This is a genomic window from Pantoea sp. AS-PWVM4, assembly GCF_000468095.1.
GTDB lineage: Bacteria > Pseudomonadota > Gammaproteobacteria > Enterobacterales > Enterobacteriaceae > Pantoea > Pantoea phytobeneficialis.
The window spans coordinates 1-14,537 of sequence record NZ_ASZC01000003.1 but is presented as its reverse complement, the minus strand read 5'-3'; the positions used below and the strand labels follow the sequence as shown (position 1 = coordinate 14,537).

Here is a 14,537-nt window from a genome sequence, read left to right as displayed (position 1 = left end):
TTTTTGCCTGTCGCGGCGCGATTTATCGCGTGATGTAGATTACGCCTGCGCCGTTACTGTCGAAGTCTCTGAAGAGGGTGAGGTGAAGAAATTCACCGATAGCAGGGCTTCCCCATGAGTCAAATTGCGGGGCTGTGGCTGAGTGGTGAACACCCGTTTAGCCAACCCAACTGTCACCATCTTGCTAAACAGAGTCGCGTCATTATCCTGGCTGCTGTCTGTTTCAACCGATCTCTTAACGCGCGCAGGCGCGGCAATATATTGAACCATTGCAGGGAAGATATCGGGATGCATTATCAATCCGGCAGCCCGATGCTGTGCGTTACCCGCTTCAGAGATGAACCCGACGAGTTTATCAATTGATTCGTGATTAAAATCATGGGATCGGACCACCTTCGCAAGGTCATTTAGCGCTTTTTCGAGTTCGGTTATCCTGGAGGCATGCTCGTTAATCTGCGCCAGGTTTTCATCTGCGCCGTAACCCACCAAATCTGCCAATTCGGAATTCCTGTAATTGAGTTCCTCCAGGACAGAACGCCCTACCTTTTGAAAGACAATCCCGACACTCTCGCCAATTGATTTCAGGTATTTAGCTAATGCCAGCGGAGAATGGCACAATATCTTAACCAGTGCCGGGAGGTTTTGTTTCCTGTCAGACGCGATATTTGTTTCCAGATCGGTATAAATTTCCTTGTCAAAAAACTCATCTCCCTGAAGATGACCAGTTTCATGAATTATCGTTTCCGGCAGCTCTTTGAGTTTAATGCTATTGACCGCAATATGAATGGGATAGTCGCCCCCCTCAACAAAGCCGTGGATGTGACTGCCAAATATCTCCATCTCTTTGCGCAGTGGATTTGTTGATTTTTCATGTAAATGATGCGAGGTAAGAACACTAAACTCTTCAAGCACCTCAATATCTTCCAGCGTTAACTCAGAAGAAAGTTGAGTAATACCATAGAACTTATCTTCTATATCAATCCGCATTTCCTGTGATAAATCCCTGGAGTCAATGCCGGTTAACTCGGTAAAATAACGCCAAAAATCTTGTTCGCTTTTTCCATTAGCCAAAGCGTCTTTGGCTATCTCTCTGGTTTTTTTAACACCATCATCGATGATGGTTTTTATTACTGGATACTCACTCGAAAACGTTTCATCAGAGGCACGCCCCAGTTTTTTATACAATGAATTCGTGTTTTCGTTATGTACAATTTGCTTACCATCAATTTTGTAGTCTGCTCCCCTGGCATTCACTTCTGATAAGGCTTTGTCCCATATTTCATTTTCAGTTTTTAAGTACTTATCCTTGTATTCTTTTCTTCGCGAAACGAAGTCGTGCTCTTTGTTATTTGCTTTCGCATCGATCAGAGTCTGAGTAATGTCTGAAATTTTCTCAGCCAATTCCTTTTCATTCGCATGGCTTTTTTTAACAACTTTCTTCCAGAAATTATTGCCAATTATCAAAAAATACTCACCAGCATCAACAATGGAAGAGAAAAAGTCATTGTCAGACCAATTCTCCACCACACCAGCGCCTTCCAGATCACGATGCTTATCAATAAGCGACTTTATATCCTCATCTATATTTATCTCGGATTTTAGCTCATCTATCCGCTGATAACTTTGCAAAATCTTAAAGGTTTCCGATTCACTATTTCTGTACTCATCACGGGCCTGATAGAGATCATCCAGCTCCTTTACGCGTTGCGCCGTATCACTCGACAGCGTTTTTTGACCGATCTGCGTTTGCACACAACGCTCTTTACGGGTTCCCGCTCTTTTCTTAACACGACAGAACTTACCCACAGAGGCGCTCTGTTCAGCATCTAATGGAACAAAACGCCCCTCTTCGGTTGGTCCAATACGATAATGCAAGCCGCCATTTTTATCCTCAAGTACCTGAATAAATCTCACCGCATTTTCCGAGAGATCACCATACTGATAAGGTGATAGCAGAACATGAGTTTGGGTCATGGTTAACGTTTCATCTGGCCCAATCATTGCCAGAAAAATATCATTATTAAAAATGGGTTTACCCTGATGTGTTTTTTTCAGTGCATGTAATGCCGCATCGATCGTCCTGACTTTGATCCGGCTATCATTAACAACACGATAACTTCCATCCTGCTCTAACTTTATTTGTACATTAAGGTCACGCGGGGCACTTTCACCCACCGCATTAAAGATATTCTCCTGGCTGTTTTTTTCAAGCCTGATATACCCATCATTCCTGTTCAGAAAGTAATCTTTTGATTTTTTATCATAATAAATATCCAGGCTGTTATCTAACTTTTCGACCTGAGAAAAAGCCGTGCCAAAAGCACCTTCCGGCACAGCGTAGCCGTCCAGATGATTCCATTGTATTTCTTCTTTTGCCGCCTGCTTAAGGTCTTCTTTTTTTACATGGCCAGCTAAGAATTTAGCGGCTATATTATCCAGTTGTTTACCTGATATCTTTTCCCGCCAATATCTTAGCTGATAGCTATCTGATTTTCTGACAAGCGCATTCCCTGCACCCTCGACAGAGTACATCCTTTCATCATTACCAACTTTAAAAACAATCGTTAGGGATTCATCAGGTGCATTATAAATAACTCCGCTATAAATATGATCTTGCGGCATATTATCCAGATTGAAGGTATCTGTCTGTGGTTTTTTATCTGGTGATACATCTTTGACAAAAGGAGCAAGCGCCTCATGCTGTTTAAGTTTATTTCCCCAGGTATTTTCTTTATGATTTTTAAACGGCGTGAATTCATTGACCTTCCGCGGACCATTTTCCTGGTGAAGATCATGCTTCAATACGATTCTTTTTAGTGCCTTCTCTGCAATTTGTTGCAAATCCTGCACCGCTTTCTCCGTACCCAATGACATAAAATCGGCTATGCAACCTATCCCATCATTGGCCAGTGCCACTTTCGCCTCGTCCAGCTCCTCATTGGTGGAAGAGGTTCTCTCTTGTATACGAAGCGGTCCAGCATCTGGCTTACTCATTGTCTCTAATAACGCCTTCCCTGTGCCGTTTTGCACGACTTTGAATGTTTCCACTTTATTGATCAATATTGTTTTTTTCTGCGGCTCTTCTTTTGCAAGCTCTGTTATCTTTATCAGATCCGCAACTGAGCTGACACAACTTCCGAATGGGATAAAACCAAGAAGTTGATTTAAAAGATTGTCTAATTTTTTTAATGCCTCATCGTTATTTTCTTCATACTTGCCATCTTGCGGCAATAGAGGAAATAAAGGGGCCACTTCAGGCTGAATATTAAACCACTTGAATTCTTCAGCCTGAGGCAATATTTCAGGCAATTCCTCCTGAACGGCTTGATAGACAACATGAATATTTTCTGCTGTAAAATTTGACACCTGAGATGTCCAGTTAGATCCTGCAATCGACAAGGGTTTTATCAATTTTACTTGAGGGATGGCAAACTTATAATCCTCCGCTTTGTTTTTATGCATCCTATGTGGAATAAACTTATTAATAAAGAAGAGGGAATGCTGCTCGACGTACTTACTGATATCTTTTATTTCAAGGGATGAAACAGGGATCTCACATATGCCGGAATTAACCATATCGGTGATCATCATCGAGGGACTCAGCAGATACGCGCGGGTGATAATACCCTCTAAATTTTGAACAGTGATAATAGTCCCCGCATTTAACGGAACATTATTTTTATTGCCATTAACACTGATGATTAATCGATTTACTTTGACCCTGAGCGTGCCAGCGGAGACTGCTTTCTCAATGTAATTTTTGGCTTCCATCGGCAGCGAAGACAGAATATGTTCACATGTCTCAGCAAACTCACTCGAAAACTTTTCTTTTATTAACGTTAATTTTTCAGCATCATTATTGCTTTCGTCTGATGCTTTCATTGCAACAGCAAAATCTAAATGCGCAGAGAAGAGTTTATTACTTAAATGATAAACCTGTTTCAGATCTTTTAATAACTTACCTAATCCTCTAAATGATGACGTAATCTCATTAATCTTAATATTATTTTCTGTCACCGCAGATGTTGTGACTTGCTCTTCATCATACAATTTAAAATAATCCTTGCTATCTGGCGGCATAAATTCAGGGTCGGCATGAAGCAGGGTCAGCAAGGCAATAAACTGCAACTGAACGGGATTTTCATTCACTGAGAGAGAAAGGTCATAGGTTTTTGCGCAGGCTGCACCAAAATTCAGCATAATACCTTCAAGAGAAAGTACGCGGTAATTAAGATAGGGATGATTTTCTGTTTGCCCCCCTTGAGTCAAGTTAACATTTGCCAGCGGGAACAGGTCAGCTATTTTATGGTCAATAATCTGCCGGATTGCCGCCAGTTGTGTTCGACTTAACCGTCTGAACTTTTCAGCTTGTTCGTTTTGATGTCGGGAATGTTTTATAGCATTGTTATCCCCCGCCGATGGTGAAGATTTGCTGGCAGGTAATGATGATAATACCGCTTCTTTTATTGAGTGAAGATCGGATATTTTAACATCACCTTTTATTCTTTGATAAAAAGAGTCCATAGCATAAGTTATAATATCTTTATCAACCTTGATAAGGCTGCTAAAAAACAGACTGGCCAGCCATTCTTTTTTATCAGGTAGACTTAGCATTTTAGTCATCAATTGTTCTGGTGAAACGGCAAAATCACCGCCTCTAACCAGAGTGCGAACAAATAAACTGAACTCGTACGGATTAACGTCAGTCAAACCTGGAGCCGGGGCATTATTACAGATACCAGCATATGCGTTAAGTAAATTTTCAACGGTAACATCCTCACTATTTATTATATTATCCTGCAAACTGAGCATTCTCATATTTTCAGAATGTTTATATAATAAATCATATTCATACATCTTAGTAACAGGAGGGGCAGCCAGAAAGTCTTGCCAGATAATTGATTTTATTTTCTCTTCCGTTGATGTTTCAGTTAAGGATCCATTAACGCTGATTGAAAGCTGGTTGTTGAGCCTCCGTAATAATGGGGTGGTTTCGCCTGTTGTGGTAGTATTGGACCTGTCTGGTAGCAGTTCTGGATGTTGTCGCCATATGTCATCTGGTGTTTGCGTCGTGAGTAAATCACTCTCCTTCCCAGCCCCCTCTACCAGCGGTAAGAACAGGGGGAATAAATTTATGTTTTCAATGCCGCGAAATGTCGTGGAAATACTGTCGGTCAGACTCTGAATCAGTAGCGATAATGAGACGCCATCCTGCCTCGTCGAAGCTTCCTGCTCCGGTTTCCGCTGAATGGCAGCCCGTTTGGGCTCAGGTGTTGGGTCAAACTCCGGAAATATATCATCTTTGACTGGTTTATGGTTTTTATCACTCGCAAACAGATACTGGGATGTATGCAGCGCAGGCTTACCACAATTATCCTGTAGTAATTGCTCCCAAACGTTCCCGGTCGCATTACTTGTCAGCGGTAAAGCATCCTTTAATAGCGGAAGCAATGGATTACTATGCGTTCGTAAATCGGTCAGCCCGAGCAGAATATTTCTTAACACTTCGGCTAACCGAAACCACTCCGTTGTAAAGGCGTTCCACGCCTCTTTCGACGCCGCCAGCTCCCGCTCATTTTTCATCTGCCGCTGAGAGTGGATGAGTTCTGATCTTAACGGCAGCTTATTTAACGCAGTGACATATGATAAAAATTTTTCTACCCATTCTTTTCGCTCCTTAAGTACATCCAGTGCGTTTCTCGCACGGAAAGCGACTTCGTCAACCGACACGGTTTTTTGCGGCGTATCGCTCAAAGAAAACACCCGATCTACCAGTTCCAGCAACTCAAATTCCGGATAGAGAAGAAAACGGATCAGACTTTTAATATTGTTTTTATGGCGTTCAAATTGCTGACTATCATTTCGCCCGTCTTCACCACACGGCTTTCCACCGCAGTTGGCAACACGCTCTTCAGGTGGCTGAAGTCCGTCCATGATCCTCTCCAACGTGCCGATAAGTTTCTTGCGATCCTTTAAACAGTAGCGGTACAAGGCGGGCAGACGATCAATAAAAGACTGTACGTCGCGTATTTTAGTTCTGTGTAACCCGGATGCCAGCACGTTGGCCCCGACTCCGATAATGGCACCAGGAACCGGGGCCGTCGTCGAGCTACTAAGAAAGGCCGGATGGGCGAGAAAATAGGTGATGTTATTTAGCATGCTAAGCCCAAGGTCGCATGCCGAGCGGGGTAGTGATATTAATGAGCAGGCGTCAGACACCGGCCTGACCAGCGAGGTAGCGATGTCGGAGAGGCAATTGCCCCAGCTATAATTTATCCTGCCGTTCTCAAGATCGGCGCCAGATGGGCGGTTTATCGGTTTTTGCGTGGCGGATTGAGTATCAATCATTGAGGTTTCCTTCCTGGAATGGCGGTATGTTAATTTCCTGCATCCTGCTGGAAACAGAATTGATGCCGCCGCGAATATAAAGCATCCCCCCAGGTCGTATCGTGATTTTTCAATTAGTTATTTATGAAATGCGCCACTTCCTCCATCAGCCAACTAATAAACGCCGTCTCCTCCTCGCGCTTCTCACTCTCCTTACGCGTCACCAGCCAATACGGCCACGGGTAATCCACACTGACCGGGCTGAGTTGCACCATTTCCCCCCGATCCAGCGCGTCCTGCACCAGCGATCGTCGTTCCAGCGCGATACCTTGTCCAAGTCGTACCGCCTGTAAAATCAGGTTTGAATCGTTAGTAACCAGACCATGCGGTACGATCGGTTGACTCAATCCCGCCGCCTGGCACCAGTTATCCCAGGATTCGAGGGTAAAAAGGAGTTCACTGGCGGCAATTTGCTGTGGGGTCTGCGGCAGATTACCGCCATTAAACTGCGGTGACGCCACCACCAGCAACGTATCGGCAAACAATAGCTGACTGTTGACGCCAGCCCAGTCACCTTTACCCATACGAATGGCGATATCGGTGGTGGCCTGTTGCATATCGTTGACGCTCAAGCTGGCCTGTAAGCGCAGATGAATATGTGGGAAACGTTGACGAAAACGTGGCAGTCGCGGCATCAGCCAATGGCTGGCGAACGAAGGCACCGCCGCCAGGCTAAGTTCAGCGCGCCGCGGTTTGACCTGCACCTGACGCGTAGCATCGGCAATACGCCCCAGCGCTTCACGGATCTGCATCGCATATAACCGCCCTTCTTCGTTAATCTGTACTCCGCGTACCTGGCGAGTGAATAGTCGGACCCCCAACAGATCTTCTAACGCTTTTATCTGCTGGCTGATGGCCGAATGGGTAACATGCAACTCTTTCGCCGCCAGGGTAACGCTACCCAATCTCGCTACCGCTTCAAAGCTACGCAGGCTGGCAACCGGGGGGAAATCTGCCATCACCGTTCCTCACATAATGAAAACCTAAGCCTGCCACAATAAGCGTAAGTTTTACTAACAAAAACGCTTAGAAAGCGTCGCTGGCTGAATCACGGCGGCTGGGGTACTGTCTGGGCAAAGAAACTGAGGATTTACAAGGAGTCATGATGAAACTGATTGGTATGCTGGATTCCCCTTATGTACGTCGCGTGGCAATTTCCCTCGCGCATTACGGCATGGCGTTTGAACATCAGTCGCTGTCGGTGTTTCGTCACTTTGATCAGTTCGCGCAGATTAATGGTGTGGTCAAAGCCCCCACGCTGGTGCTGGCCGATGGCAGCACGCTGATGGATTCGTCGTTGATTCTGCACTATCTGGAAAGCCAGGCCGCTACGTCCCGCAAGTTGCTTCCCACAGCGCCCACTGCGCTGGCTAAAGATACCCAGATTCTCGGGCTGGCGTTGGCCGCCAGTGATAAAGCGGTGCAGTTCCAGTACGAATGCACGTTACGACCAGAAGAGAAGCAGCATCAACCGTGGCTCGACCGCGTGACGCAGCAACTGCTGACGGCCTGTAAAGCCTGGAATGCCGAGCTGGAACAACGTGAGATCAATCCGCAACAGCCGGATCAGGTGGCGATCAGCAGCGCGGTGATTTGGGGATTTATTCAGTCGATTATTCCGCAGGTGGTGCCGGCAGAACATTATCCGCGTTTGCAGCAGGTGGCGCAGCAGATGGAAGACACCGCGTTATTTGCCCACTATCCGCCGGTGTAAAAAATGAAGGTGCGCATAATGCGCACCGATAAAATATCGCAGGACTTTGTAGCGACGCGTTTTTGCGTTAACGCCAGCCCAGCTCCGGTGCCACATGGGTCAGGATCGCTTCCATCACATGCGCACAGTAATCCACCCCAAGCTGGTTCGGAATGGTCAGCAACAGCGTATCGGCTTCGGCAATCGCCTCATCCTGCGCCAGCTGTTTGATCAGTTGTTCCGGCTCTGCCGCATAGCTGCGGCCAAAGATAGCGCGGGTTTTCTCATCGAGGAAACCGACGGAATCCTGATCCTGGCCGCTGCGACCAAAATAGGCACGGTCGATATCATTGGTCAGAGCAAAAATGCTGCGGCTGACGGAAACACGCGGCGTGCGCTGATGACCGGCTGCCTGCCAGGCTTCACGGTACGCGCGAATTTGTTTCGCCTGCTGGATATGGAACGGCTCGCCGGTTTCATCATCTTTCAGCGTTGAACTTTGCAGGTTCATCCCCTGCTGCGCGGCCCAGATGGCGGTTGCGTTCGAACCGGAACCCCACCAGATACGCTCACGCAGGCCTTCAGAGAAAGGCTCCAGGCGCAGTAGCCCCGGTGGATTTGGGAACATCGGCTGTGGATTGGGTTTAGCAAAGCCTTCACCACGCAACACTTCCAGCAACTCCTCGGTATGACGACGTCCCATATCGGCATCGCTTTCGCCGTCTTTCGGGTTAAAACCAAAGTAGCGATAACCTTCAACCACCTGCTCCGGCGAACCACGGCTGATACCCAATTGCAGACGGCCATTGGAGATCAGGTCGGCGGCACCGGCATCTTCCGCCATATACAGCGGGTTTTCGTAGCGCATATCAATCACGCCGGTACCAATCTCGATGCTTTTGGTACGCGCACCCACAGCGGCCAGCAAGGGGAACGGAGAACTTAACTGACGGGCAAAGTGGTGCACGCGATAGTAAGCGCCATCGGCACCTAACTCTTCAGCGGCCACGGCCAAATCGATAGATTGCAACAACACATCCTGCGCAGAACGGGTGGCGGATTGTGATGATGGCGTCCAGTGACCAAAGGATAAAAAGCCAATCTTTTTCATGGAACTGTTCTCCTCGCGGGCGGGTTACGCCCCGGCGTAAGTAAGTCGTTTTCGATGCTGAAAGGTTACGTCAGCCGCGTCCGTACTGATAGCCAATTGTTTTCACCCGCTTCATCAAGTTTTTCGACATAAGTAAGAAAATTAAGGTCTTTGTGTTTTTTTTGACCTTGCCGCATCGTCTGGCGACACCCTTTCAGCCAGCAGGACAATGTCGCCATCATGCCCAAAGGTTCTTCCGCCTATATCAACGCACAACAACGTGAACAGGTTCATCAACTGGCGCGTAGCTGGTTATGGCGCAGTGAACTGCCAACCTGGCTGCTGATGCTGGCGGTGTATGGTGGTTGGTTTGGCACGTTATTTTTCGGGCAACAACTTGGCTGGCTGCCGACAACGTTGCTGATGATTATCTTTACCACCTGGTATATGTCGTTGCAGCATGAGTTGATCCACGGCCACCCTACCCGCTGGCCGCGCCTTAATCAGTTGTTCGGCACTCTGCCGCTGGCGGTGTGGTATCCCTATGGCCTGTATCGTGATTCACATCTGGCGCACCATCGTAACCACACCCTGACCGATCCCGATGACGACCCGGAAAGCTATTATCTGACACCGCAACATTGGGCGCGCTTGCAGCCCTGGCAGCGCCGGGTGATCCATCTGCGTAATACGTTCCCCGGACGGCTGCTGCTGGGGCCATTGCTGGACATTCTTGCGACGCTGCGAGCGCTGCTGCTGGCGTTTCGTCAGCGCGACAGGCAGGCCATCATCATGTGGGTGATTCACCTCAGCCTGTTGGCTGGGTTGTTCTGGTGGCTGGCGCAATGGGGTTATTCACCGCTGTGGTTAGTGCTGGCGGTGAGTTATCCGGCGCTGGCGCTGACCAAAGTCCGGTCTTTCTATGAACATCGCGCCGAGGAGGAACCGCTGGCGCGTTCGGTGAATAACGAAGCAGGGCTGGTGTGGCGCTTGCTGTTCCTCAACCTCAACTATCATTCAGTACATCACGATCTGCCGGGCCTGCCGTGGTATGGCCTGCGTCGCGTTTACCTGCTTCATCGCGAGGACTATTTCCAGCGCAACCAGGGGTTTCGCGTCGCGGGTTATGGCGAATGGCTGCGACGCTTTTGGGCCAGACCGGTTGCGGTTAACGCCCACCCGGCCCGCAAACAGGATGTACGCCATGACTAAAACGTTTTCCTTACCGATGTACGATATCAACCATGCCACCACCGAAGCGTTGACGGATGCGCTGGTGCAATTGCTGGCAGCGCGCGGCGTGGCAGCCCGCGTGGCGTGGCACAGTGATCTGCTGCCGCACTGGCGCGATCACGACTTGTTGCTGAGCCAGACCTGTGGCTACCCATTGGTAAAACTGCTGCCGGATGTGCAACTGGTGGGCGCATTTCAATCCAGCGCACCGGGTTGTGAAGGTTTGCGTTATCGCAGCTGGCTGGTGGTTCGCGCCGAGGATGCAGCGCTGACGCTGGCCGATTTTCGTGGTCGCCGGGCGGTGTGCAACAGCGATGATTCGCACTCCGGCTACAACTCGCTGCGTTACGTGGTGGCCCCGCTGGCGCAGCAGGGGAGATTCTTTGCCGAAACAGGTTTCAGCGGTAGCCATCGCCAGTCGCTGGCCGCCCTGCGTCATCAGCAGGCGGATATTGCCGCCATTGATTGCATCACCTGGGCATTGTTGCTGCACAATTTTCCCGAGGAGCTGGCCGGGTTAACGATTATTGGTGAAACGCCGTTGTGTGCTGCGCTGCCGCTGATTACCGCCCCCAGCACCGATCAACCGACGCTGACCGCCTTACGTAGCGCCTTGACGCAGTTGGTGCAGGATGAGGCTTATCGGGAACTGTGCGCAACCAGCCTGATCGGCGGCTTCGCTACGCCGGATCGCGCCTTTTACGATGAAGTGTTGCAGTGGGAGCAGCAGGCCGCCACGCGGGGCGTGACGGCGCTGTAAGTTTAATGCCGTGCCGCGATGATCGCGTCGGCGACGTTTTTCGGTGCTTCGGCGTAGTGGTTGAATTCCATGCTGTAGGTTGCACGGCCCTGCGACATCGAACGCAGCGTGGTGGAATAACCAAACATCTCCGCCAGCGGCACTTCGGCGTGAATAATTCGCGCGCCAAAGCGTTCTTCCATGCCCTGCAAGGTGCCACGGCGTGAAGAGAGATCGCCCATCACGTTACCGGCATACTCTTCCGGGGTTTCCACTTCCACCTGCATTACCGGTTCGAGGATCACCGGATCGGCCTGTTTTGCCGCCGCTTTGAAGCCGAAGATGGCGGCCATGCGGAATGCCATCTCGGATGAGTCGACATCATGATACGAACCAAAGGTCAGGGTGGCTTTGACGTCTACCACCGGATATCCCGCCAGCACGCCGCTGTTCAGTGCTTCACGAATCCCCTTCTCGACCGAAGGAATAAATTCACGCGGCACCACACCGCCTTTGGTGGCATCTTCGAAGGCAAATCCGGCCCCCGGCTGCTGCGGTTCCAGCGTCAGCACCACATGGCCGTACTGACCTTTACCACCTGACTGGCGCACAAACTTACCTTCCACATCGCGTACCGTTTTGCGGATGGTTTCGCGGTAAGTCACCTGCGGGCGGCCAATATTGGCCTCCACGCCAAACTCGCGTTTCATGCGGTCAACGATGATCTCCAGATGCAGCTCACCCATACCGGAAATAATGGTCTGGCCCGATTCTTCATCGGTATGCAGGCGGAACGACGGATCCTCCGCCGCCAGACGCTGCAACGCCAGCCCCATTTTTTCCTGGTCGCTTTTGGTCTTCGGCTCAATCGACAGCGAAATCACCGGATCCGGGAAGTCCATACGTTCCAGGGTGATCACCGCATTCGGGTCACACAGGGTTTCCCCGGTCGTGACCTCTTTCAGGCCGACGCAGGCGGCGATATCACCGGCGCGAATTTCTTCGATCTCGATGCGATCGTTCGCCTGCATTTGTACAATACGCCCGATGCGTTCTTTTCGTCCTTTCACCGCATTCCATACGCTGTCGCCTTTACGCAGCACGCCGGAATAGACGCGCACAAAAGTCAGCTGGCCAACGTAGGGGTCGCTCATTAATTTGAATGCCAGCGCCGAGAACGGTTCGTCATCATCAGCATGACGTTCAGCATGTTCGCCGTGCTCATCAATACCCGCCACCGGGGGTACATCCACCGGTGACGGCATCAGCTCAACCACCGCATCCAGCATGCGTTGCACGCCTTTATTTTTAAACGCACTGCCGCACAGCATCGGCTGGATCTCGTTCAGCAAGGTACGCTGGCGCAGACCGGCAATCACCTGCTCCTCGCTCAGGTCGCCCTGCTCAAGATACACATCCATCAAGGCGTCACTGGCTTCTGCGGCGGCAGCCACCATATTTTCACGCCACTCGGCGGCCAGCGCCTGTAATTCGTCCGGGATCGCGGCGTAGCTAAAGGTCATACCCTGCGTGGCATCGTCCCAGTAAATGGCGCGCATTTTGGTGAGATCCACCACGCCGGTAAAGTGCTCCTCGGCACCAATCGGGATCACAATCGGCACCGGATGGGCGTGCAGACGATCTTTCATCATCTGCACCACGCGGAAGAAATCCGCGCCCTGGCGGTCCATCTTGTTGACGAAGGCAATGCGCGGCACATGATATTTGTTGGCCTGACGCCAGACGGTTTCTGATTGCGGCTGCACGCCACCCACGGCGTCATACACCATCACGGCGCCATCCAGCACACGCATTGAACGTTCCACTTCGATAGTGAAATCGACGTGTCCGGGGGTATCGATAATGTTGATACGGTGTGGCGCAAAGCTGCCATCCATACCGGGCCAGTAGCAGCTTACCGCTGCCGAGGTGATGGTAATACCTCGCTCCTGCTCCTGTGCCATCCAGTCGGTGGTTGCCGCGCCATCGTGCACTTCACCCAGCTTATGACTCATCCCGGTGTAAAACAGGATGCGCTCGGTGGTGGTAGTTTTACCGGCATCGATGTGCGCGGAAATGCCGATATTGCGATAACGTTCGATGGGTAGCGGTCGGGGCATGATGCGTCCTTAGTCAGTTCGACGGAAAAAGGCGGGCACCATTGCCCGCCGTTGCCAATCAGCTTAGACCTCGCGCAGGAAGAAATGCGAACAGATTGAGCTGTTTTTCATCAGTCCTTTACATGCATACGCATTTGTCCACTGGCATCCCTCAGCGCTGCGTTTTAAGGTAGGGGTCTCATTCACAACGGGAAACACAACCATGCGCATTCTGGTAGTCGGCGCCGGCGCAACCGGCGGGTATTTCGGTGCGCGTCTGGCGCAAGCAGGACGTGATGTGACTTTTCTGGTGCGCGAGCGCCGTTTTCAGCAGTTAAAAGCGAACGGGATGGTGCTGAAAACCCCCGACAGTACCGAAACCCTGCATCCACAACTGGTACAGGCCGGCACGCTGGACGGCAGCTATGACCTGATTATCCTGACGGTAAAAAGTTTTGGTCTGGCGCAGGCGATGGAAGATATCGCCCCGGCTGTCGGCCCTGACACCCTGATTATGCCAATTCTCAACGGCATGCGGCATATCGATACGTTGCAAAAACGTTTTGGCGACAAGGTGATTGGCGGCCTGTGTAAAATCAACGCTACCCTCGGTGAGAACGGCGAAGTGGTGCAGATGACGCCGCTGCATATCCTGTACTACGGGGCGCTGAACGGCGTGAATGACGCGCGTCTGCAACGGGTGGATGAGACGTTGCGCGGTGCGCAGTTCAACACCGTGTTTGCCGACAACATCAGCAGTGAGCTGTGGGAGAAGTGGTTGCTGCTGAGTACACTGGGAGCCGTGTGCTGCCTCGGGCGCGGCAATACTCAGCAAATCCTGACATCACAGGGCGGGGAAGCGTTGTTGCAGGGCATCTTCGGTGAAGTGCTGAAGGTGATCAGCGCCGAAGGCTATCTGGAGCGTCCGGCGGTGACGGCGAAAATTCTTGAGACGCTGAATAATCCGGCCACACCGATGACCTCTTCAATGTACCGTGATCTGACCCAGGGCTTTGATATTGAGGCGGATCAGATCATCGGTGACCTGGTGGCGCGCGCCACGCGCAACGGGGTGGCTACGCCGCTGCTAAATGCGGTGTATGTTAATTTGCAGGTGTATCTGAAGAACCGGTAATCGCCAACCGTAGCTACCGTCTTGAACGTCAAGCGGTAGCTGCGTAATTTTCATCCCACTTCATCCGCGTTTTCAGCACCCCGAAGCACTGATGAACCAGCTTGCGCATCACCGCTCCAAGCGCAGCCTTGCTGGCTTTGCCCTTCGCGATTAGCCTCTGG

At 50.5% G+C, this 14,537-nt stretch carries 8 protein-coding genes and 1 pseudogene; 4 read left to right on the top strand and 5 right to left on the bottom strand.

The features are described 5' to 3' along the window. Nucleotides 1-39: 39 nt before the first annotated feature. Nucleotides 40-6,348, bottom strand: a complete 6,309-nt coding sequence (locus L579_RS02710; RefSeq protein WP_021182734.1) for a hypothetical protein — start codon at nt 6,346-6,348, stop codon at nt 40-42. A 113-nt stretch (nt 6,349-6,461) separates the two neighbouring features. Next, entirely contained in the window at nt 6,462-7,346 is an 885-nt protein-coding gene (gene gcvA / locus L579_RS02705; RefSeq protein ID WP_021182733.1) for a transcriptional regulator GcvA, read from the bottom strand. 146 nt (nt 7,347-7,492) lie between these two features. Between gcvA and L579_RS02700 the strand changes: the two genes are divergently transcribed. After that, the gene (locus L579_RS02700; RefSeq protein ID WP_021182732.1) at nt 7,493-8,101 is read left to right on the top strand and encodes a glutathione S-transferase; all 609 of its coding nucleotides are present in this window, start codon (nt 7,493-7,495) and stop codon (nt 8,099-8,101) included. Between the two features lie 67 nt (nt 8,102-8,168). On the opposite strand, the gene L579_RS02695 is transcribed toward L579_RS02700, so the two are convergent. Beyond that, nucleotides 8,169-9,191, bottom strand: a complete 1,023-nt coding sequence (locus tag L579_RS02695) for an LLM class flavin-dependent oxidoreductase (protein WP_021182731.1) — start codon at nt 9,189-9,191, stop codon at nt 8,169-8,171. Nucleotides 9,192-9,410: 219 nt separating this feature from the next. Between L579_RS02695 and L579_RS02690 the strand changes: the two genes are divergently transcribed. Together L579_RS02690 and L579_RS02685 are read left to right on the top strand one after the other, a co-directional pair. Beyond that, nucleotides 9,411-10,382, top strand: coding sequence for a fatty acid desaturase (locus L579_RS02690; RefSeq protein WP_021182729.1), 972 nt, complete (start codon nt 9,411-9,413; stop codon nt 10,380-10,382). After that, a complete protein-coding gene (locus L579_RS02685; protein ID WP_021182728.1) occupies nt 10,375-11,163 on the top strand; it encodes a phosphate/phosphite/phosphonate ABC transporter substrate-binding protein in 789 nt (262 codons plus the stop codon). The genes L579_RS02690 and L579_RS02685 overlap by 8 nt, the downstream gene beginning before the upstream one ends. 2 nt (nt 11,164-11,165) lie before the next feature. Here the strand turns inward: L579_RS02685 and fusA are convergent, their stop codons facing one another. Beyond that, nucleotides 11,166-13,262, bottom strand: coding sequence for an elongation factor G (gene fusA, locus L579_RS02680; protein WP_021182727.1), 2,097 nt, complete (start codon nt 13,260-13,262; stop codon nt 11,166-11,168). Nucleotides 13,263-13,464: 202 nt separating this feature from the next. On the opposite strand from fusA, the gene L579_RS02675 reads away from it, so the two are divergent. Next, complete coding sequence (locus tag L579_RS02675) at nt 13,465-14,376, top strand: ketopantoate reductase family protein (RefSeq protein ID WP_021182726.1); 912 nt, start codon at nt 13,465-13,467, stop codon at nt 14,374-14,376. A gap of 28 nt (nt 14,377-14,404) precedes the next feature. Here L579_RS02675 and L579_RS24110 read toward each other — a convergent pair. Further along, nucleotides 14,405-14,537 (bottom strand): annotated as a pseudogene (locus L579_RS24110) (IS110 family transposase); the annotation flags it as partial.

Excerpts from the sequence above, each read along its gene's own strand:
- L579_RS02710 (WP_021182734.1), bottom strand. The coding sequence starts at position 6,348 with ATGATTGATACTCAATCCGCCACGCAAAAACCGATAAACCGCCCATCT.
- gcvA (WP_021182733.1), bottom strand. The coding sequence starts at position 7,346 with ATGGCAGATTTCCCCCCGGTTGCCAGCCTGCGTAGCTTTGAAGCGGTA.
- L579_RS02700 (WP_021182732.1), top strand. The coding sequence starts at position 7,493 with ATGAAACTGATTGGTATGCTGGATTCCCCTTATGTACGTCGCGTGGCA.
- L579_RS02695 (WP_021182731.1), bottom strand. The coding sequence starts at position 9,191 with ATGAAAAAGATTGGCTTTTTATCCTTTGGTCACTGGACGCCATCATCA.
- L579_RS02690 (WP_021182729.1), top strand. The coding sequence starts at position 9,411 with ATGCCCAAAGGTTCTTCCGCCTATATCAACGCACAACAACGTGAACAG.
- L579_RS02685 (WP_021182728.1), top strand. The coding sequence starts at position 10,375 with ATGACTAAAACGTTTTCCTTACCGATGTACGATATCAACCATGCCACC.
- fusA (WP_021182727.1), bottom strand. The coding sequence starts at position 13,262 with ATGCCCCGACCGCTACCCATCGAACGTTATCGCAATATCGGCATTTCC.
- L579_RS02675 (WP_021182726.1), top strand. The coding sequence starts at position 13,465 with ATGCGCATTCTGGTAGTCGGCGCCGGCGCAACCGGCGGGTATTTCGGT.